This window comes from Pseudomonas sp. GW823-FHT03E05 (assembly GCF_058796855.1).
On the sequence record NZ_JBXAJB010000002.1, the window covers coordinates 626991 to 648440 of the forward strand.

Annotated in this window: 19 protein-coding genes; 5 read left to right on the plus strand and 14 right to left on the minus strand. The window is 60.8% G+C overall.

Features of this window, described 5'->3' with window-relative positions; all coding sequences use genetic code 11:
* Window position 1: 1 nt before the first annotated feature.
* The 13 genes from lpxA to rpsB all read right to left on the minus strand — a co-directional run bounded on the left by lpxA (window position 2) and on the right by rpsB (window position 12878).
* Window positions 2-778, minus strand: coding sequence for an acyl-ACP--UDP-N-acetylglucosamine O-acyltransferase (lpxA, locus tag AC1RCO_RS10650; protein ID WP_011059535.1), 777 nt, complete (start codon window positions 776-778; stop codon window positions 2-4).
* Window positions 775-1215: a 3-hydroxyacyl-ACP dehydratase FabZ gene (gene fabZ / locus AC1RCO_RS10655; protein ID WP_007924058.1), complete on the minus strand. Its 441-nt coding sequence runs from the start codon at window positions 1213-1215 to the stop codon at window positions 775-777. Before fabZ ends, lpxA begins: the two co-directional genes overlap by 4 nt.
* A gap of 109 nt (window positions 1216-1324) precedes the next feature.
* Entirely contained in the window at window positions 1325-2380 is a 1056-nt protein-coding gene (lpxD, locus tag AC1RCO_RS10660) for a UDP-3-O-(3-hydroxymyristoyl)glucosamine N-acyltransferase (RefSeq protein ID WP_011059534.1), read from the minus strand.
* Window positions 2381-2383: 3 nt separating this feature from the next.
* Window positions 2384-2887 (minus strand): OmpH/Skp family outer membrane protein, encoded by a 504-nt coding sequence (locus AC1RCO_RS10665; RefSeq protein ID WP_011059533.1) that lies wholly within the window; start codon window positions 2885-2887, stop codon window positions 2384-2386.
* A gap of 45 nt (window positions 2888-2932) precedes the next feature.
* A complete protein-coding gene (gene bamA, locus AC1RCO_RS10670; RefSeq protein ID WP_011059532.1) occupies window positions 2933-5323 on the minus strand; it encodes an outer membrane protein assembly factor BamA in 2391 nt (796 codons plus the stop codon).
* A 74-nt stretch (window positions 5324-5397) separates the two neighbouring features.
* The gene (gene rseP, locus AC1RCO_RS10675) at window positions 5398-6750 is read right to left on the minus strand and encodes a sigma E protease regulator RseP (RefSeq protein WP_011059531.1); all 1353 of its coding nucleotides are present in this window, start codon (window positions 6748-6750) and stop codon (window positions 5398-5400) included.
* 49 nt (window positions 6751-6799) lie between these two features.
* Window positions 6800-7990, minus strand: coding sequence for a 1-deoxy-D-xylulose-5-phosphate reductoisomerase (ispC, locus tag AC1RCO_RS10680; RefSeq protein ID WP_125062630.1), 1191 nt, complete (start codon window positions 7988-7990; stop codon window positions 6800-6802).
* The gene (locus AC1RCO_RS10685; protein WP_011059529.1) at window positions 7987-8793 is read right to left on the minus strand and encodes a phosphatidate cytidylyltransferase; all 807 of its coding nucleotides are present in this window, start codon (window positions 8791-8793) and stop codon (window positions 7987-7989) included. The genes ispC and AC1RCO_RS10685 overlap by 4 nt, the downstream gene beginning before the upstream one ends.
* On the minus strand, window positions 8793-9548 hold the full coding sequence (uppS, locus tag AC1RCO_RS10690) for a polyprenyl diphosphate synthase (RefSeq protein WP_011059528.1): 756 nt from the start codon (window positions 9546-9548) through the stop codon (window positions 8793-8795). The genes AC1RCO_RS10685 and uppS overlap by 1 nt, the downstream gene beginning before the upstream one ends.
* Before the next feature lie 15 nt (window positions 9549-9563).
* On the minus strand, window positions 9564-10121 hold the full coding sequence (frr, locus tag AC1RCO_RS10695; RefSeq protein ID WP_011059527.1) for a ribosome recycling factor: 558 nt from the start codon (window positions 10119-10121) through the stop codon (window positions 9564-9566).
* Window positions 10118-10861: a UMP kinase gene (pyrH, locus tag AC1RCO_RS10700; RefSeq protein WP_011059526.1), complete on the minus strand. Its 744-nt coding sequence runs from the start codon at window positions 10859-10861 to the stop codon at window positions 10118-10120. The genes frr and pyrH overlap by 4 nt, the downstream gene beginning before the upstream one ends.
* Before the next feature lie 209 nt (window positions 10862-11070).
* Entirely contained in the window at window positions 11071-11937 is an 867-nt protein-coding gene (gene tsf / locus AC1RCO_RS10705; RefSeq protein WP_011059525.1) for a translation elongation factor Ts, read from the minus strand.
* 203 nt (window positions 11938-12140) lie between these two features.
* Window positions 12141-12878 (minus strand): 30S ribosomal protein S2, encoded by a 738-nt coding sequence (gene rpsB / locus AC1RCO_RS10710; RefSeq protein ID WP_011059524.1) that lies wholly within the window; start codon window positions 12876-12878, stop codon window positions 12141-12143.
* Window positions 12879-13285: 407 nt separating this feature from the next.
* Between rpsB and map the strand changes: the two genes are divergently transcribed.
* The 3 genes from map to dapC are packed head-to-tail and all read left to right on the plus strand — an operon-like array spanning window position 13286 to window position 18057.
* Window positions 13286-14068, plus strand: coding sequence for a type I methionyl aminopeptidase (gene map, locus AC1RCO_RS10715; RefSeq protein WP_011059523.1), 783 nt, complete (start codon window positions 13286-13288; stop codon window positions 14066-14068).
* Window positions 14069-14116: 48 nt separating this feature from the next.
* The gene (locus tag AC1RCO_RS10720) at window positions 14117-16819 is read left to right on the plus strand and encodes a [protein-PII] uridylyltransferase (RefSeq protein WP_015634331.1); all 2703 of its coding nucleotides are present in this window, start codon (window positions 14117-14119) and stop codon (window positions 16817-16819) included.
* 38 nt (window positions 16820-16857) lie between these two features.
* The gene (dapC, locus tag AC1RCO_RS10725) at window positions 16858-18057 is read left to right on the plus strand and encodes a succinyldiaminopimelate transaminase (protein WP_065364550.1); all 1200 of its coding nucleotides are present in this window, start codon (window positions 16858-16860) and stop codon (window positions 18055-18057) included.
* Between the two features lie 55 nt (window positions 18058-18112).
* Here dapC and AC1RCO_RS10730 read toward each other — a convergent pair whose 3' ends face one another.
* Window positions 18113-19759, minus strand: a complete 1647-nt coding sequence (locus tag AC1RCO_RS10730; RefSeq protein WP_015634329.1) for a Na+/H+ antiporter — start codon at window positions 19757-19759, stop codon at window positions 18113-18115.
* 237 nt (window positions 19760-19996) lie between these two features.
* Between AC1RCO_RS10730 and AC1RCO_RS10735 the strand changes: the two genes are divergently transcribed.
* Together AC1RCO_RS10735 and dapD are read left to right on the plus strand one after the other, a co-directional pair.
* The gene (locus tag AC1RCO_RS10735) at window positions 19997-20359 is read left to right on the plus strand and encodes an ArsC family reductase (protein ID WP_011059519.1); all 363 of its coding nucleotides are present in this window, start codon (window positions 19997-19999) and stop codon (window positions 20357-20359) included.
* A 33-nt stretch (window positions 20360-20392) separates the two neighbouring features.
* The gene (gene dapD / locus AC1RCO_RS10740) at window positions 20393-21427 is read left to right on the plus strand and encodes a 2,3,4,5-tetrahydropyridine-2,6-dicarboxylate N-succinyltransferase (protein ID WP_011059518.1); all 1035 of its coding nucleotides are present in this window, start codon (window positions 20393-20395) and stop codon (window positions 21425-21427) included.
* The last annotated feature ends 23 nt before the right edge of the window (window positions 21428-21450 follow it).

A 21450-nucleotide genomic window follows, 5' to 3' on the forward strand; every position in this document is an offset into this window, starting at 1 on the left:
ATTAACGGGTGATGCCGCGAGTCGAGGACTGGATCGAGTCACGAAAGACCGCGACTTCAGGGAACTGTGCAGCCGGCTCGGCCAGCTCGGCCAAGGCCTGATCAACCGTCAGCCCCTGGCGATAGACCGTCTTGTAGGCACGACGCAGCGCGTGGATCGCATCTTCGCTGAAGCCGCGACGGCGCATGCCTTCGAAGTTCATGCTGCGGGCTTCGGCGGGGTTGCCGAATACGGTGACGAATGCCGGCACGTCCTTGCCGATGGCGGTGCCCATGCCGGAAAAGCTGTGGGCGCCGATATGGCAATACTGATGCACCAGGGTGAAACCGGAGAGAATCGCCCAGTCATCCACATGCACATGGCCGGCCAAGGCGGTGTTGTTGACCAGGATGCAGTGGTTGCCGATAACACTGTCATGGCCGATGTGGGCATAGGCCATGACCAGGTTGTGATCACCCAGAGTGGTTTCGGAACGATCCTGGACGGTGCCACGGTGAATGGTCACGCCTTCGCGGATCACGTTGTGGTCACCGATCACCAGGCGGGTTTCCTCGCCCTTGTATTTCAGATCAGGCGTGTCCTCACCTACCGACGAAAACTGGTAGATGCGGTTGTGCTTACCGATCCGGGTAGGGCCCTTGAGAATCACATGGGGCCCGATCACTGTACCCTCGCCGATTTCCACACCAGCGCCGACGATCGACCACGGGCCAACCTCAACGTCGTCGGCCAGGACGGCCGTCGGATCGATGATTGCGCGAGGGTCAATCAAACTCATAGTTTGCGTTCCGCACAGATGATCTCGGCAGAGCACACCGGCTTGCCGTCGACCGAAGCCTGGCATTCGAACTTCCAGATCTGGCGCTTGCAGCTGATGAACTTGGCTTCAAGGATCAACTGGTCGCCCGGGAGCACCGGCTGGCGGAAGCGCAGCTTGTCGGAACCGACGAAGTAATAGAGGGTGCCGTCGGCGGGCTTCACGTCGAGCATCTTGAAACCGAGAATGCCCGCAGCCTGAGCCATGGCCTCGATGATCAGCACGCCCGGCATGATCGGGTGCGCAGGGAAGTGACCATTGAAGAACGGTTCGTTGATGCTGACATTCTTGTAGGCACGAATGCACTTGCCTTCAACATCCAGGTCCACTACCCGATCCACCAACAGGAAAGGGTAACGGTGAGGCAAGTATTCGCGAATCTCGTTGATGTCCATCATTTCGGGGGGAAGCCTGTAGTAAAGAGTGGGAGCGCGCGACTAACGCACGCTCCTCTAGCAAATCAAGGAGGCAGTCTAGCGGCTGTGCACACTTGATATGGAAATGGTATCAGCCATCAGATGAAGCATTGCCGCCGGGGGTCACGTCCCCAACGCGCTTTTCCAACTGACGCAGGCGCCGTGCAAGGTCATCCAGCTGGCGGATGCGTGCCGCGCTTTTGCGCCACTCGGCAGCAGGCTGCATGGCCGTACCGGAAGAGTAGGCGCCCGGCTCGGTAATCGAGTGGGTCACCATGGTCATCCCGGTGAGGAATACGTTGTCGCAAATATCGATATGCCCAACCAGGCCCACGCCACCGGCGAGCATACAGTGCTTGCCGATCTTGGTACTGCCGGAGATCCCCACACAAGCAGCCATGGCGGTGTGATCACCGACCTGGACGTTGTGGGCGATCTGGATCTGGTTGTCCAGCTTCACGCCATTGCCAATGACGGTATCGGCCAGGGCACCGCGGTCGATCGCCGTGTTGACGCCGATTTCCACATCGTCACCGATGGTCACGCCGCCAATCTGGGCGATTTTCTGCCAGACGCCTTTTTCATTGGCAAAACCAAAGCCTTCACCCCCCAGCACAGCACCTGACTGAATGACCACACGCTTGCCGATACGCACGTCGTGATACAGGGTCACCCGTGGTGCCAACCAGCCACCTTCGCCGATTTCGCAGCGGGCGCCGATAAAGCAGTGAGCGCCGATGGTCACACCTGCAGCAATCCGCGCACCGCTCTCGATCACGGCAAAGGGGCCAATGCTGGCCGCAGGATCTACCTGCGCATCAGCGGCAATCACCGCAGAAGGATGAACACCTGCCTGTGCCTTTGGCTTGGGATCGAACAAATGGGAAATGCGCGCATAGGCCAGGTAGGGATCGGCCACTACCAGTGCATCACCGGCATAGGCTTCGGCATCCGCGGCCTTCAACAGCACCGCGCCGGCCTGACAATCCACCAGGTACTTGCGGTACTGGGGATTTGCCAAAAAGCTCAACTGAGCTGGGCCAGCCTCCTGCAAGGTGGCTAGCCCAGTGATTTCCTTCTCCCCGTCGCCACTCAAGGTGGCGCCGAGGAACTCGGCCAACTGGCCGAGCTTTATGGTCGCGGTCATGGCTTACTTCAGCTGATTCATACGCTCGATAACCTGGCGAGTGATGTCGTACTGAGGTTTGACATCAATCACTGCGCCACGCTCGAAGACCAGGTCGAAACCGCCTTTCTTGATGACTTCTTCCACAGCGCTGTCCAGCTTCGGCTTCAGCTGCTTGAGCATTTCGCGGTCGGCAACGGCTTTGGCTTCGTTCAGCTCCTTGGACTGGAACTGGAAGTCACGGGCCTTTTGCTTGAACTCGAGCTCCAGGCGTTCACGCTCGCCCTGCTGCATCTTGTCGCCACCGGCCACCAGACGGTCCTGGATGCCTTTGGCGCTGCTTTCCAGAGTCTTCAGCTTGGTCAACTGAGGGCCGAACTTTTTCTCGGCATCCACGGCGTACTTCTTGGCTGCGTCAGATTCCAGCAGGGCCATCTGATAGTTCAGGACGGCGATTTTCATTTCGGCAAATGCCGGGCTCGCGACCAGAACGGTGGCCAGGAGAACCAATTGAGTCAACTTACGCACGATGCACTCCTACAAAATCCATTGTCGTTATCTTGGATCAGGCTATTAGAAAGTCTGACCGAGAGAGAATTGGAACACCTGGGTTTCAGCGTCATCCGGTTTCTTGATCGGCATCGCCAGGGCGAAGCTCAATGGACCCAGAGCGGTGACCCAAGTCACACCGACACCAACCGAACTGGCCAGATTGCTCAGGCTGATATCGTTGCACTGCGTTTTCACGTTCGACGCCGCAATGGTGTTTGACGTGCTTTCACAGCGAGAGTTGAAGACGTTACCCACATCCCAGAACAAGGAGGTACGCAGCGAGCGCTGATCCTTGACGAAAGGCAACGGGAACAGCAACTCGGCACCACCCTGGATCAATACGTTACCGCCGAATGGCAGTGGATCCTGGTCCGGGTCGGCAGCCGTACCGACGTTACCGGTTACACCAACACCACGACTAGGAGTACTGCGTGGGCCCAGAGTGCTGTCCTTGAAGCCACGTACCGAGTTGAAGCCACCAGCATAGTAGTTCTCGTAGAACGGCAAGCCCTTGGTATCACCAAAGCCGTCGCCATAACCCAGCTCGGTATGGAAGCGCATGGTGTAGTTCTCACTCAACGGCGTGAACAACTGGCCACGGTAGTCGAGCTTGAAGAACGACAGGTCGCTGCCCGGGGTAGTGGTTTCCAGCACCAGGCTTTGCGAGTGACCGCGGGTCGCCAATACGCCTTTGTTCAGGGTCGACTCGGACCAGCCGGCCGAGGCCTTGAAGTTCAGGTAGCTGTCGCCCTGCTTGTTCACGAAGTCGAAGATTTCGTCGACGGTGTACAGGCCGGTCTTGATCTTGTCCTGCTGCGCAGTCAGACCGAAGGTCAGACGCGAAGTCTCGCTGATCGGGTAGCCCACGCTGACGCCGGCACCCAGGCTGTCCACCGCATAGCTGGCCACGTCGACGTCGAGGTCTTTGTAGTCAGTGGTGCGATAGAAGGCGTTGTAGCCCAGGCTCACGCCATCGGCGGTCCAGTAGGGGTCTACGTAGCCGAAGTTGTAGCGGCTCTGGTATTCGCTGCGGGTCAGGCCGATGCTGACCTTGTTACCGGTACCCAGGAAGTTGTTCTGGGTGATCGAACCACCGAGGATCAGGCCCGCGCTCTGGGCAAAGCCGACGCTGGCGGTGATCGAACCGGACGCTTGTTCTTCAACCGCGTAGTTCACGTCTACCTGGTCATCCACACCCGGCACGGCCGGGGTCTCGACGTTGACTTCCTTGAAGAAGCCCAGGCGCTCAAGACGGGTCTTGGATTGATCGATCAGGTAGGTCGAAGCCCAGCCGCCTTCCATCTGGCGCATCTCGCGACGCAGCACTTCGTCCTCTGACTTGGTGTTGCCACGGAAGTTGATGCGGTTGACGTAGGCACGCTTGCCCGGGTCCACCACAAAGGTGATGTCCACGGTGTGGTCTTCATCGTGAGGCTGAGGCACGCCGTTGACGTTGGCGAAGGTATAACCCTCGTTGCCCAGGCGGCGAGTGATGAGTTCGGAAGTGGTGGTCATCAGCTTGCGCGAGAACACCTGGCCCTTCTCCACCAGCAGCAGCGCCTTGACCTGGTCTTCAGGGACTTTCAGGTCACCGCTGAGCTTTACGTCACGAACGCTGTACTTCTCGCCTTCGTTAACGTTGACGGTGATGTAGACATGCTTCTTGTCCGGGGTGATGGACACCTGGGTCGAGGCGATATCCATGTTGATATAGCCGCGGTCCAGGTAGTAGGAACGCAGGCGCTCCAGGTCACCGGAGAGTTTTTCACGGGCGTACTTGTCGTCGTTCTTGAAGAACGACAGCCAGTTGGTGGTCTTGAGTTCGAACAGGCCGATCAGGTCTTCATCGGGAAAGACGGTGTTGCCTACCACGTTGATGTGCTGGATGGCTGCGACTGTGCCTTCGTTGATCTTGACCTTCAGGCCAACCCGGTTACGTGGCTGCGGCACGACTTCGGTTTCAACGCTGGCCGAGTAACGACCCTGAGCGACATATTGACGCTGCAGCTCGTTGCGCACGCCTTCGAGGGTCGCGCGCTGGAAGATTTCACCTTCCGCCAGGCCGGACTGCTTGAGCCCTTTCATCAGGTCGTCAGTGGAGATCGCCTTGTTGCCTTCGATCTCGATACTGGCAACCGACGGCCGTTCGACTACCGTGATGACCAGGACGTTGCCATCGCGGCCCAGCTGGATGTCTTGAAAGAAACCGGTTTTGAACAGCGCACGAGTGGATTCCACCAGGCGACGGTCGTCCGCCTGCTCGCCGACGTTCAACGGCAAGGCACCAAAGACGCTACCCGCGGAAACGCGCTGGAGGCCGTTGACGCGGATATCGGAGATAGTGAAGGACTCGGCGTGAACTTCGGCGATCATCAATACGGTGAGAACCGCAGTTAGCAGCAGACGTTTCATGAAGTCCTTTCTTATTCCAACTGGCAATAAACAAACTGCCGCAAAATGCGGCAGATTCGCAATTCAGCGAAGCGTTACAGACGACCCAGATCGTTGACCAGAGCAAGCAGCATGACTCCGACCACCAAGCTGATACCGATCTGTATCCCCCAACCTTGCACCCGATCCGACAAGGGACGACCACGCGCCCACTCGATCAGATAAAACAGCAAATGCCCCCCATCCAGTACCGGGATGGGCAACAAATTCAGAACACCCAGGCTAATACTCAGATAAGCAAGGAAATTCAAGAAATCAGCAATGCCCGACTGGGCAGAAGCGCCCGCCACTTTAGCAATGGTTATCGGTCCACTCAAGTTTTTTACCGAGAGCTCGCCGAACAACATTTTCTTCAGCGATTCGAGGGTCAGGACGCTCATGGTCCAGGTCCGTCGGGCCCCTTCACCAATCGCCTCCAACGGCCCGTAGCTGACCTCGCGAAGCATCTGCGGCGGCCAATCTACCGCTTTCACCCCGGCCCCCAGGTAGCCATTTGGCGCTTTGCTTTCGCCGCGGCTGGCCAAGGTCACGGGGACGTCGATTTGAGCACCATCGCGCTCGACATGCAGCACAATTTTCGTATCAGGGTGCACACGGACCCAATCCACCACTTGCTGCCAGTCATTGAGGGGCTGGCCATCAAGGGCCAACAGACGATCGCCGGTCTTCAGGCCAGCGGCCTGGGCCGGGCCCTTGGGGTCAAGTTCAGCCAGCACCGGCGGCAGGGCCGGACGCCACGGACGAATGCCCAGGGAGCGAATCGGATCCGGCTCATCAGCCCCTTTCAACCATTTATCCAATTCCAGCTGGCGTGGCGAATCCACAGTGGCGCCCTGCTCACGCACCAGCACCTGCAGCGCACCGCTTTCACCCAGGCGCCGCACCAGTTGCAGGTTCACGGCCGCCCAGCCGGTAGTCGGCTCGCCGTCGATGGCGACGATTTCCTGGCCGGCACTGAGCCCGGCCTTGGCAGCAATACTGCCAGCCTCTACATCACCGATGACCGGCCGCACCTGCTGGCTGCCCAGCATCGCCAGGGCCCAGAAAAACACCAGTGCGAGGAGGAAGTTGGCAATCGGACCGGCAGCAACAATCGCGATACGCTGGCGAACCGACTTGCGGTTGAAGGACTGATCGAGCTCCTCGGCAGCTACCTCGCCTTCACGCTCATCCAGCATCTTCACATAGCCGCCCAGCGGGATAGCGGCGATGACGAACTCGGTGCCGCGACGATCATGCCAGCGCAGCAAGGGCATGCCAAAGCCCACGGAGAAGCGCAGAACCTTGACGCCACAGCGACGGGCGACCCAGAAGTGACCGAATTCATGGAAGGTGACCAGCACACCCAGGGCTACCAGGGTGCCGACAATCATATAGAGCGCGCTCATCTACTTTCTCCGCAATCCTATTCGCCGCCACTCGCCCCGGTCGCGAATCCTATCGCCCGTTACGCTGCAACCATTGTTGCGCCAGGACTCGAGCCCTGGCGTCTGCCGCAAACACTGCGTCGAGTTCATTGACTGCGACCACAGGCTCACGGGTTAAAACCTCATCGATGATACTCGCGATCTCCGGGTAGCGGATGCGCCGCTCGAGAAACGCCGATACCGCCACCTCATTGGCCGCATTCAGCATGGCCGGAGCGCTGTTACCCGCCTCGGCAGCTTGCCGTGCCAGGCGCAGGCAAGGGAACCGCTGCTCGTCGGGTGCCTGGAAATCCAGGCGAGCAATGGCGAACAGATCCAGCGGCGCTACACCGGAATCAATGCGCTCCGGCCAGGCCAGGGCATTGGCGATCGGGGTGCGCATATCCGGATTACCCAACTGAGCCAGGACCGAGCCGTCGACGTAATCCACCAGCGAGTGGATCACGCTTTGCGGGTGCACCACCACTTCGACCTGGGAAGGCCTGGCATCAAATAGCCAGCAGGCCTCGATCAGTTCCAGCCCCTTGTTCATCATGCTTGCCGAGTCCACGGAGATCTTGCGCCCCATGGACCAGTTCGGATGGGCACAGGCCTGTTCGGGGGAAACATGCTCAAGCTCTTCCAGAGGCGTCTGACGGAAAGGACCGCCCGAAGCCGTCAGAAGAATACGTCGCACACCGACCCGACTCAGCCCGCGGGAAAAATCCGCGGGCATGCATTGAAAGATCGCATTGTGTTCACTGTCGATAGGCAACAGCACGGAACCACTCTTGCCCACTGCCTCCATGAACAGCGCGCCAGACATCACCAGCGCTTCCTTGTTGGCCAACAGGATCTTCTTGCCAGCCTCAACCGCCGCCAGAGTCGGGCGCAACCCCGCCGCACCGACAATCGCCGCCATCACGGCATCGACTTCCGGAGCCGAGGCCACCTCGCACAACCCCTGCTCCCCCACCAGCACCTGGGTAGCCAGGCCGGCGGCGCGCAAATCTTGCTGAAGGCGGCTGGCGGCCGCGGCCTCGGGCACCACCGCAAAACGGGGCTCATGTTTTACGCACAACGCCAGCAACTCGGCCAGACGCGTGAAGCCCGTCAGGGCAAACACTTGATAACGATCCGGATGACGGGCAATCACATCCAGGGTGCTCAGACCGATAGAGCCGGTAGCCCCCAGAACCGTGATCTGCTGTACAGCAGTCACAGCGCAGCCATCCACAACAGCACGGCAAACACCGGAATGGCCGCGGTCAGGCTGTCGATGCGGTCCAGCACCCCACCATGACCGGGCAGCAGGTTACTACTGTCCTTGATACCCGACTGGCGCTTGAACATGCTCTCGGTCAGGTCGCCGACCACCGAAATGAATACAACGATCGCTGCACCCAGCAGCCCCAGAATCATCTGCCCCAGGGTCCAGTCACGCACCAGCCCCACCACCGCGGTGATCACCAGGCTCAACGCCAGGCCGCCGTACACGCCCTCCCAGCTCTTGCCCGGGCTGACCTGGGGCGCCAGCTTGCGCTTGCCGAAGGCCTTGCCGGAGAAGTAGGCACCGATATCCGCACCCCACACCAGCACCATCACCGCCATGATCAACCAGTTGCCCAGTGGCAGTTGCTTGATGAACACCAGCCCTTGCCAGGCCGGCAGCAGGATCAGCAGGCCGATCAACAATTTGGGTGCGGCACCGGACCATTGCTCGCTGGAACGCGGATAGGTCAGCACCAGGTAGGTCGCCAGCGCCCACCACAGCACCGCAGCACCCAGCACCCAGGGCGCAACGCCCGGAACCAGATGCATCAGGAACAACAGCGCCGCCACCACCACGGCGAAGGCCACCCGAGCCGGCTGCGCCTCGAAGCCCGCCAGACGCGCCCACTCCCAGGCACCGAGGCTTACCACCAGACCGATGAACAGGGCGAACCCCGAGCCTTCGAGCAGGAAGAACCCGCACAAGGCGATCGGCAGCAGGATCAGCGCAGTAATGATTCGTTGTTTAAGCATTAAACCCGGGCTCCAGCCTCGACCTGCTCGCTCGTCTTACCGAAGCGCCGCTGCCGAGATGCGTAATCGGCCAGCGCATTGCGCATGGCTTCGTGTTTGAAGTCCGGCCAGAACAGGTCGGAGAAATACAGCTCGGCATAGGCCAGCTGCCACAACAGGAAATTGCTGATGCGATGCTCGCCACCGGTCCGGATGCACAGGTCCGGCAGCGGCAGGTCGCCGGTCGCCAGGCAGGTCTGCAGCAGGCCCGGAGTGATGTCCTCGGGCCGCAGATGCCCGGCCTGGACCTCGCGCGCCAGGCGTTGGGCGGCCTGAGCGATATCCCACTGGCCGCCATAGTTGGCGGCGATCTGCAGGATGAAACGATCACTACCCGCGGTAATGGCCTCCGCTTCGCGCATCGCCGCCTGCAACTCGGGATGGAAGCGTGAACGATCGCCAATGATCCGCAGGCTGATGTTGTTCTCGTTGAGGCGCTTGGCTTCACGACGCAGGGCCTTGAAGAACAGATCCATCAAGGCACTGACTTCGTCAGCCGGGCGCTGCCAGTTTTCACTGGAAAAGGCAAACAGGGTCAGCACCTCGACCTTGGCCTCAGCGCACACTTCGATCACTGCACGTACCGCATCGACACCCGCCTTATGCCCGGCGACACCCGGCATAAAGCGTTTTTTTGCCCAGCGGTTATTACCGTCCATGATGATCGCCACATGGCGCGGCACCGAGGACAACACAGACTGCTTGGTCTTTTCCATGAAAACGCCTGACCCTTATACGGCCATCAAGTCCTTTTCTTTTTCCTCAGTCGCCTTGGCGATCTGAGCTTCAAAGTCCTTGATCAGCTTATCGATTTCGGCGCTGCCACGGCGCTCTTCGTCTTCGCTGATTTCCTTGTCCTTGGTCAGCTTCTTCAACTCACCCAGGGCATCGCGGCGAATATTGCGCACTGCAACCCGCGCATCCTCGGCGGCAGCACGCGCCTGCTTGGTGAAGCCCTTGCGGGTTTCCTCGGTCAGCGGTGCCATCTTGATCAGCAGCAGCTCACCCAGGTTGGTCGGATTGAGGTTAAGACCGGCACTGCCGATGGCCTTGTCGATGGCTCCGAGCATATTGCGCTCGAACGGCACTACCTGCAGGGTCTGGGAGTCCTTCACGGTAACGTTGGCAACGCCACTCAACGGTGTGTCGGTACCGTAGTAAGGCACCATCACACTGCCCAGGATGCTGGGGTGAGCCTTGCCGGTGCGAATCTGGCCGAATGCATGGGCCAGGGACTCCAGGGATTTCTTCATGCGCTCTTGAGCGTCTTTCTTGATTTCGTTGATCATTGCTCGCCTTCCTCGATCAGGGTTCCTTCAGCGCCACCATGCACGATATTCAGCAGGGCGCCGGGCTTGTTCATGTTAAATACCCGCAGCGGCATCTTGTGGTCGCGGCACAGGCAGATTGCCGTCAGGTCCATCACTCCCAGCTTGCGATCCAGCACTTCATCGTAAGTCAGATGATCGAACTTCTCGGCATGCGGGTCCTTGAACGGGTCTGCAGTGTAAACACCATCGACCTTGGTTGCCTTGAGCACCACGTCGGCATCGATCTCAATAGCGCGCAGGCAGGCTGCGGAGTCGGTGGTGAAGAACGGGTTGCCGGTACCGGCCGCGAAGATCACCACCTCTTTGGAGTTCAGGTGGCGCATCGCCTTGCGACGGTCATAGTGATCGGTCACGCCGACCATGGAAATAGCCGACATCACGATGGCCGAGATATTCGCACGTTCCAGTGCATCACGCATGGCCAGGGCGTTCATCACAGTGGCCAGCATGCCCATGTGGTCGCCCGTGACCCGATCCATCCCGGCCGCGCTCAATGCAGCGCCACGGAACAGGTTGCCACCACCGATCACCAAGCCTACCTGGACGCCGATACCAACCAGCTGGCCGACTTCCAGCGCCATGCGATCCAGCACCTTGGGATCGATCCCGAACTCTTCCGAGCCCATCAGGGCCTCGCCGCTAAGCTTGAGTAGAATGCGTTTATAGCGAGCTTGATAACCACTGCCCTGCTGAGCCATTGCGAATCTCTCCTGCGGCGTATTTAAAAAATTCTTTGCGGGCTGTTTACAGCCTGCGTTCACTCTAGCTTGACGCTGTCACAGCGCCATCAGAACACGACTTTGTAAGGCGGTTCCGAGGATAAACAACTAAATTACCCTGCCCATTTGAAAAGAGGCTGCGCGCGTGAGCGGGCAGCCTCTTCTGGGCGACAGTTGAAAAAACCGTCTTACTGTTGCTTGGCAGCAGCCAGTTGTGCAGCAACTTCTTCGGCGAAGTTGTCTTCTTTCTTCTCGATGCCTTCACCTACCGCGAAACGGGTGAAGGAAACGATTTCAGCGCCGCCTTTCTTGGCCAGAGCACCTACGGTGATTTCTGGGTCCTTGACGAAAGCTTGCTCAACCAGGCTGGCTTCGGCCAGGAACTTGCTGATACGGCCAGCGATCATTTTTTCAACGATTTCGGCTGGCTTGCCTTTCATCTTGTCTTCGTTCAGCTGCAGGAACACAGCCTTTTCACGCTCGATCGCTTCAGCCGAAACTTGCGATGGCAGCAGGAACTCAGGGTTGCTGGCCGCTACGTGCATGGCGATGTCTTTGGCCAGTTCAACGGAACCGCCTTTCAGAACGACCGCAACACCGATCTTGTTGCCGTGCAGGTAGGTGCCGACCACGTCGCCTTCAACGCGAGCCAGACGACGGATGTTGACGTTCTCGCCAGTCTTGCCAACCAGGATCAGGCGGGCAGCTTCTTGAGCTTCGATCAGCGGAGCGGCGTCGGTCAGCTTGTCAGCGAAAGCCTTTTCCACGCTAGCGGCAACGAATGCCTTGAAATCGTCCTGCAGAGCCAGGAAGTCGGTCTGCGAGTTGACTTCCAGCAGGACAGCGGCTTTACCGTCGTCCTTGATGGCGATAGCGCCTTCAGCAGCAACGTTGCCTGCTTTCTTGGCAGCCTTGATGGCGCCGGAAGCACGCATGTCATCAATGGCTTTTTCGATGTCGCCGCCGGCCTTGGTCAAGGCCTTTTTGCAGTCCATCATGCCTTCGCCGGTACGCTCGCGCAGTTCTTTGACCAACGCTGCAGTAATCTCTGCCATTTTCAAAATCCTCTTGGATAGGTTTTCAACCATTCCACCCGATCGAACGGGCGCTCAATTCTTGGGCATTGCCCCGAAACCACTTCATAACAGCCCCGCATTACAGAAACTGTCGGGGCGCGACGACGAAATGATTTTCGAGTTGGCAAAAAGGGGGCCAAGCCCCCTTTTTGCGTGCTGAGTCAACGCTACGCGTCAGTTACTCAGGCTTCAGCCGCCGGTGCTGCAGCTTCTTCGAACACTTCGGTGCCGCCAGCAACGTTGTTGCGACCACGGATCACAGCGTCAGCCATCGAACCCATGTACAGCTGGATGGCGCGGATGGCGTCATCGTTGCCTGGGATGATGTAGTCAACGCCTTCCGGGCTGCTGTTGGTATCGACAACGCCGATGACCGGGATGCCCAGCTTGTTGGCTTCGGTGATCGCGATGCGCTCGTGGTCAACGTCGATCACGAACAGTGCGTCAGGCAGGCCGCCCATGTCCTTGATACCACCCAGGGAACGATCCAGCTTTTCCAGATCGCGAGTGCGCATCAGCGCCTCTTTCTTGGTCAGCTTGGCGAAGGTACCGTCTTCTGCTTGCACTTCAAGGTCACGCAGACGCTTGATGGAAGCACGGATGGTTTTGTAGTTGGTCAGCATGCCGCCCAACCAGCGGTGATCGACGTACGGCGAACCGCAACGTGCTGCTTCTTCAGCAACGATCTTGCCAGCGGAACGCTTGGTGCCGACGAACAGAATCTTGTTTTTGCCCTGGGCCAGACGCTCTACGAAAGTCAGAGCTTCGTTGAACATTGGCAGGGTTTTTTCAAGGTTGATGATGTGGATCTTGTTGCGCGCGCCGAAAATGTACTTGCCCATTTTCGGATTCCAGTAACGGGTTTGGTGACCGAAGTGCACACCGGCCTTCAGCATATCGCGCATGTTGACTTGGGACATGATAGTTCCTTAATAAGTCGGGTTAGGCCTCCACGTATCCCAATGACCAACCAACAGCTTGTGCTGAGGGCACCCAGGTCATCGTGTCGACACGTGTGTGGGTTTGAGCTTTTCGGGGCATCCCCGGAAAGCGGCGCATTTTATACCACAGCAAGGGCAAAAACGGAACCCGGATTCACACTCGGCGATCCGCAGGCATTTTGCCCGCCTCTTGGAATCGGTCCAGAATGCACCATTGTATAGAGAGAAGCGCCAGCAGAACCTCAGATTTGCGCTGAGCCTCTGTTAGAATCGCACCTTTGCGGCTTTTGAAAACCTTGCTGGCCCATCGTAGGCCAAGCTTTGCGCATGCGGGTTTTCGAGCCATTTCCGTGTTTATCGCGCCCCTGGGCGTCAAGAGAGCCTGTATGACCGTCACCCTCAAAACTCCCGAGGACATCGCCAAAATGCGTGTCGCCGGCAAACTGGCCGCCGACGTGCTGGAAATGATTGCCGAGCATGTCAAACCCGGTGTCACCACCGAAGAACTGGACCGCATCTGCCATGACTACATCGTCAATGTGCAGGGTGCGATCCCTGCCCCGCTGAACTACAAGGGCTTCCCCAAATCCATCTGCACCTCGATCAACCACGTGGTGTGCCACGGCATTCCCAACGAGAAGCCGCTGAAGGATGGCGACACCCTGAACATCGATGTGACCGTCATCAAGGACGGCTACCACGGCGACACCAGCCGCATGTTCCACGTTGGCACCGTGCCGGTCTGGGCCGAGCGCCTGTCGCAGATCACCCAGGAATGCATGTACAAGGCCATTGAACTGGTGAAACCGGGCTGCCGCCTGGGCGACATCGGCGAAGTGATCCAGAAGCACGCGGAAAAGAACGGTTTCTCGGTGGTTCGCGAGTTCTGCGGCCACGGCATCGGCAAGGTGTTCCACGAAGAGCCGCAGATCCTGCACTACGGCCGTGCCGGTACCGGCATGGAACTCAAGGCCGGCATGACCTTCACCATCGAGCCGATGATCAACCAGGGCAAGGCCGACACCAAGGTCCTGGGCGACGGCTGGACCGCCATCACCAAGGACCGCAAGCTCTCCGCGCAGTGGGAACACACCCTGCTGGTGACCGAGACCGGCTACGAGATCTTCACCCTGCGCAGCGATGACACCATCGCCCGGGTATCTGCCTGATCCACAACGCTGCGTCCCGACCTTATAGATAGAAAGGAAAGCCAATCGATGCCGCAGGTGGACCCCGAACTCTTCGACCGCGGCCAGTTCCAGGCGGAACTGGCCCTGAAGGCCAGCCCTATCGCCGCCTTCAAGAAGGCCATCCGCCAGGCACGGGAAGTGCTGGATACGCGCTTTCGCAGTGGGCGGGAGATCCGTCGGCTGATCGAAGACCGCGCCTGGTTCATCGATAACATCCTGCAAAAGGCCTGGGACCAGTTCAGCTGGAGCGACGACGCCGACATCGCCCTGGTGGCGGTCGGCGGCTACGGTCGCGGCGAGCTGCACCCCTATTCCGACATCGACCTGCTGATCCTCCTGGACAGCGCCGACCACGAAATTTTCCGCGACTCCATCGAACGCTTTCTTACCCTGCTCTGGGACATTGGCCTGGAAGTCGGGCAAAGCGTGCGCTCGGTGGACGAATGCGCCGAACAGGCGCGGGCCGACCTGACGGTGATCACCAACCTGATGGAAAGCCGCACCATTGCCGGCCCCGAGCACCTGCGCCAGCGCATGCTGCAAGTGACCAGCACCGAGCACATGTGGCCGAGCAAGGATTTCTTCCTGGCCAAGCGGGCCGAGCAGAAGGCCCGCCATCACAAGTACAACGACACCGAATACAACCTGGAGCCCAACGTCAAAGGCTCGCCGGGTGGGTTGCGGGACATCCAGACCATCCTCTGGGTCGCGCGCCGCCAGTACGGCACCCTGAACCTGCGGGCCCTGGCCGGCGAAGGCTTCCTGGTGGAAAGCGAAAACGCGCTCCTGGCCTCGTCCCAGGAGTTCCTGTGGAAGGTCCGCTACGCGCTGCACATGCTCGCGGGGCGCGCCGAGGACCGCCTGCTGCTCGATCACCAGCGCTCCATCGCCACCTTGCTGGGCTTCGAGGGCGAAGATGCGAAACAGAGCATCGAAAGCTTCATGCAGCAGTACTACCGGGTGGTGATGAGCATCGCCCAGTTGAGCGACCTGATCATCCAGCACTTCGAGGAGGTGATCCTCGCCCCCGAGGACGAGGCACCGCCACAGCCGATCAATGCGCGCTTCCAACTGCACGACGGCTACATCGAGGCGATCAACGACAACGTGTTCAAGCGCACGCCGTTCGCCATGCTGGAGATCTTCGTGCTGATGGCCCAGCACCCGGAAATCAAGGGCGTGCGCGCCGACACCATCCGCCTGCTGCGCGAACACCGGCATCTGATCGATGACGACTTCCGCCACGATATCCGCAACACCAGCCTGTTCATCGAGCTGTTCAAGTGCGAGATCGGCATCCACCGCAACCTGCGGCGGATGAACCGCTACGGCATTCTCGGACGCTACCTGCCGGAGTTCGGCTTCATCGTCGGGCAGATGCAGCACGACCTGTTCCACATCTATACCGTGGACGCCCACACGCTGAACCTGATCAAGCACCTGCGCAAAATGCAGTACACGCCGATCTCCGAGAAATTCCCGCTGGCCAGCAAGCTCATGGGCAAGCTGCCCAAGCCCGAGCTGATCTACCTGGCCGGTCTGTACCACGACATCGGCAAGGGCCGTCATGGCGATCACTCGGAAATCGGCGCCGTGGATGCCGAAGCCTTCTGCGTGCGCCACCAGTTGCCGCAGTGGGATACCCGGCTGATCGTCTGGCTGGTGCAGAACCACCTGGTGATGTCCACCACGGCTCAGCGCAAGGACTTGTCCGACCCGCAGGTGATTCACGATTTCGCACAGATCGTGGTCGACCAGACCCGCCTCGACTACCTCTACGTACTGACCGTCGCCGATATCTACGCCACCAACCCGACGCTGTGGAACTCCTGGCGCGCCAGCCTGTTGCGCCAGCTCTACACCGAGACCAAGCGAGCCCTGCGCCGCGGCCTGGAAAACCCGGTGGACCGCGAAGAGCAGATCCGCCAGACCCAGAGCGCCGCCCTGGACATCCTGGTGCGCAACGGCACCGACCCGGACGAAGTGGAACAACTCTGGTCCCAACTGGGGGACGACTACTTCCTGCGCCACACCGCCGGCGACGTGGCCTGGCACAGCGACGCGATCCTCCAGCAGCCGGCCGATGGCGGGCCACTGGTGCTGATCAAGGAAATCACCCAGCGCGAGTTCGAGGGCGGCACCCAGATCTTCATCTACGCCCCGGACCAGCACGACTTCTTCGCGGTGACCGTGGCCGCCATGGACCAGCTCAACCTGAACATCCATGACGCGCGCATCATCACCTCCAGCAGCCAGTTCACCCTCGACACCTACATCGTCCTGGACAACGACGGCGAATCCATCGGCAACAACCCGCAGCGAGTCGAGCAGATCCGCAAGGGCCTGACCGACGCCCTGCGCAACCCCGACGACTACCCGACCATCATCCAGCGCCGGGTGCCGCGCCAGCTCAAGCATTTTGCCTTCGCCCCCGAGGTGACTATCCACAACGACGCCCAACGCCCGGTGACCGTGCTGGAACTCAGCGCCCCGGATCGCCCGGGTTTGCTGGCGCGGATCGGCAAGATCTTCCTGGAGTTCGACCTGTCGCTGCAGAACGCCAAGATCGCCACCCTGGGCGAGCGCGTGGAAGACGTGTTCTTCATCACCGATGCGCACAACCAGCCCCTGTCCGACCCCCAGCTGTGCAGCCGCTTGCAGGATGCGATCGTCGAGCAGTTGAGCGTCAGCCACGAACCGACTATCGAAATGACCCGCCTGAGCATCTGACGGGTCCGAACCACCGCTTTGAGTGAGATACCGCCTCCATGAACAACGCTCTGAACCAGTTGCAGCCCTACCCGTTCGAAAAGCTGCGCGCCTTGCTCGGCACCGTGACGCCCAACCCGGACAAGCGCGCCATCGCCCTGTCCATCGGCGAACCCAAGCACCGCTCGCCAAGCTTTGTCGCCGAAGCCCTGGCCAGCAACCTCGATCAGATGGCGGTCTACCCCACCACCCTGGGCATCCCGGCGCTGCGCGAAGCCATCGCAGGCTGGTGCGAGCGGCGCTTTGGCGTGCCCGCGCTCTGGCTCGACCCGGCGCGCAATGTACTGCCGGTCAACGGCACCCGCGAAGCGCTGTTCGCCTTCACCCAGACCGTGGTCAACCGCGGCGAAGACGCCCTGGTGGTCAGCCCCAACCCCTTCTATCAGATCTACGAAGGCGCAGCCTTCCTCGCCGGGGCCAAGCCGCACTACCTGCCGTGCCTCGACGAAAACGGCTTCAACCCGGACTTCGACGCCGTGCCGGTGGAGATCTGGCAGCGCTGCCAGATCCTCTTCCTGTGCTCGCCGGGCAACCCCACCGGCGCGCTGATCCCGCTGGATACCCTGAAGAAGCTGATCGCACTGGCCGACGAGCACGACTTCGTGATCGCCGCCGACGAGTGCTACAGCGAGCTGTACTTCGACGAACAGACACCGCCGCCGGGCCTGCTCAGCGCCTGCGTCGAACTGGGCCGCAAGGACTTCAAGCGCTGCGTGGTGTTCCACAGCCTGTCCAAGCGCTCCAACCTGCCGGGCCTGCGCTCGGGCTTCGTCGCCGGTGATGCCGAGATTCTCAAGGGCTTCCTGCTGTACCGCACCTACCACGGCTGCGCCATGCCGGTGCAGACCCAACTGGCCAGCGTCGCCGCCTGGAACGACGAAGTGCACGTGCGCGCCAACCGCGCCTTGTACCGGGAGAAATTCGACGCGGTGCTGGCGATCCTTGCGCCCGTGATGGATGTGCAGCGCCCGGACGGCAGCTTCTACCTGTGGCCGAACGTGGCCGGGGATGACGCAGCCTTCTGCCGCGACCTGTTCGAACAGGAGCATGTGACCGTGGTTCCGGGCTCCTACCTGTCGCGAGAAGTGGACGGCACCAACCCGGGCGCCGGCCGGGTACGCATGGCACTGGTAGCACCGCTGGCGGAATGCGTGGAAGCCGCGGAACGGATTCGCGATTTCGTGCTGCGTCGCACTTGAGGCCTTTCGCCGGCAAGCCGGCTCCCACAGCAGGAGCCGACTGCCGGCGAACGCCTCACTTCACCTGCCCCAGATTGGCCTCGCTCATATCCAGGTCGGCCAGTACTTCGCGTAGCACATCGTCGCCAATCTGATGCTGGCGGCTCAGCCGATACAGCTCCAGCCGTTGCGCTCGCAGGGCCTTGATCCGCAGGCGCCGCTCCAGCAAGTCCATCTGGAACGCCAGGGCCTGGGCCTCGGCGGAATCGTTGTAGACCTCCAACTGATGCCGGTACTCGGCCATCAAGCGCCCCTTGAGTTCGGTAGCCAGGGCCGCCTGGGCAGCATCCGGGGTTTCACCGGTGTCAGCCACTTCTTCGGCTTCCAGGGCATGGATCGCCGCTTCGGCAGTCTTGCGCCAGGCATCCCGCACTTCCCCACGGCGCTTGTCGTCAGGGCTCTTCACAATGCCGCGCAGCAGCAGCGGCAGGGCAATGCAGGCCGCCACCAGGGACAGCAGGATCACCCCGGCAGCGATGAAGATCAGCAGGTCGCGCTCCGGAAAGGCTTCGCCGGCACCGAGAAACAACGGTACCGACATCACACCGGCCAGGGTTACCGCCCCGCGCACTCCACCCACGGTCAGCAACCAGCAGGAACGAGCGGTCGGCACCAGGGTCAATTCGCCCTTGCCGCGCCAGCGCCGCAGCAGGCCGGACAGGCGCCAGATGCTCTGCACCCAGATGAAACGCAACACCAGCAGCACCAGGAAAATCGCCACCACATCCAGGCAACGGTAGAACAGGGTCGGCCACAGCGAGGTCTCGTGACTGACCACGGCCTTGATGATGTCCGGCAGCTGCAACCCCAGGAGCAGGAAGATCAGGCCATTGAAGGCGAACTCCAGCAGTGACCAGACGCTGCGATTGAGCAGCCGGGTGCTGGTCTGGCGCGGCAGCAGGTCGAGCCAGCTCTGCATCATCCCCGCCGCCACCGCCGAGAGAATGCCCGAGGCCCCCAGGCGCTCGGCCAGCACATAGGCGGCGAACGGCAAAAGCAGCATGAACACCACGTGGGTCGCCGGGTCATCCCAGCCTCGGGCGATCATCCAGGCCCGCAGGCGCCCCACCAGCCAGCTCAGTGCCACCCCGACCGCCAGGCCGCCCACCGCCACCAGGACGAAGGTCAGGCTGGCGTTGGCCAGGGAGAACACCCCGGTCACCGCCGCTGCCAGGGCGAACTTGAAGGTCACCAGGCCCGAGGCGTCATTCATCAGCGCCTCCCCCTGGAGCATGTGCATCAGGGGCGTGGGCAAGCGATTCTGGGAAATCGCCGATACCGCCACGGCGTCGGTGGGCGAAAGCACGGCGGCCAGGGCAAAGGCCACCGGCAACGGAATGCTCGGCAGCAGCCAATGGATGAAGTAGCCGGCGCCCACCACGGTGAACAGCACCAGCCCTACTGCCAGGGTCAGGATCGGCCCGCGCAGGCGCCAGAATTCGCGCTTGGGCATGCGCCAGCCATCGGAAAACAACAGCGGCGGCAAGAACAGGAAGAGAAACAGCTCCGGGTCCAGGGCCACGTGCAGCCCCAGGGTCGGCCAGGCCAGCAAGGCGCCGGCGGCAATCTGCACCAGGGGCAGCGGCAGTGGAATCACCCGTCCGACAAGACGCGAGAGGCTCACCAGCATCAGCAGGATGAGGACGGTATAGGCGGTTTGCATAAAGCGGGCTTCCCGATCTGAAACTTCAAAGCAGACACACAACAGCGGCAGGAATTCACCGCAGAAGTGCCATATTAGCCGCTTAAGCTGCGTTTACGCCGCTGCACAAAAGTCGCAACGGCGCCCGGGCGTGGAAACACAATGCGACAAAGCCCCGCAGCAGCCGACGCCGAATCGGCGCGGTCGTGGCATAATCCGTGACCTTTCATCTCCAGCATCTCCAAAGGGGGCAATTCCTTGACCGCTTCAAGCAAAACGTTGCACCTTTTCGGCATCAAAGCCTGTGACACCATGAAAAAGGCGCGCACCTGGCTCGATGAACACGCTGTCAGCTATGACTTCCATGATTACAAAACCTCCGGCATTGACCGTGAGCACCTGAATCAGTGGTGCGACGAGCACGGCTGGCAGGTGGTGTTGAACCGCGCGGGCACGACCTTTCGCAAACTCGATGACGAAAGCAAAGCCGATCTCGACCAGGCGAAAGCCGTTGAACTGATGCTCGCGCAACCTTCGATGATCAAGCGCCCGGTGCTCGATCTCGGAGACAAGACCCTGATTGGCTTCAAGCCAGACCTTTACGCAGCAGCGCTCAAGTAAGCCTGCTCAATCAATTTCGCAAGAGGTAACTGCATGTCCACTACCCTGTTCAGCCTGGCATTCGGTGTCGGCACCCAGAACCGCCAAGGCGCTTGGCTGGAAGTGTTTTACGCATCGCCCCTGCTCCAGCCTGCGGCTGAAATCGTCGCTGCCGTAGCGCCGATCCTCGGCTACAGCGAAGGCAACCAGGCCATCACCTTCACCACCGCCCAGGCCGCGCAAATGGCCGATGCCCTGAAAAGCATCGACGCTACCCAGGCAGCCCTGCTGACCCGCCTGGCCGAAAGCCACAAGCCGCTGGTAGCGACCCTGCTGGCCGAAGACGCTCAACTGACCTCCACTCCAGAGGCCTACCTGAAGCTGCACCTGCTGTCCCACCGTCTGGTCAAGCCGCACGGCCTGAGCCTGGCCGGCGTGTTCCCGCTGCTGCCGAACGTGGCCTGGACCAGCCAGGGCGCGATCGACCTCGGCGAGCTGGCCGAGCGTCAACTGGAAGCCCGCCTGCGCGGCGAGCTGCTGGAAGTGTTCTCCGTGGACAAATTCCCGAAAATGACCGACTACGTGGTGCCGAGCGGCGTGCGTATCGCTGACAGTGCGCGGATCCGCCTGGGCGCCTACATCGGCGAAGGCACCACCGTGATGCACGAAGGTTTCGTCAACTTCAACGCCGGCACCGAAGGCCCGGGCATGATCGAAGGCCGGGTTTCCGCAGGCGTGTTCGTCGGCAAGGGGTCGGACCTGGGCGGCGGTTGCTCCACCATGGGCACCCTGTCGGGTGGCGGCAACATCGTGATCAAGGTCGGCGAAGGCTGCCTGATTGGCGCCAACGCCGGTATCGGCATCCCGCTGGGCGACCGCAATACCGTGGAGTCGGGCCTGTACGTGACCGCCGGCACCAAGGTGGCGCTGCTGGACGAGAACAACCAGCTGGTCAAAGTGCTCAAGGCCCGGGAACTGGCCGGCCAGCCGGACCTGCTGTTCCGTCGCAACTCGGAAACCGGCGCCGTGGAGTGCAAGACCCACAAGTCGGCCATCGAGCTGAACGAAGCGCTGCACGCTCACAACTAAGCAGCGATTCGGTTTCACTGGAA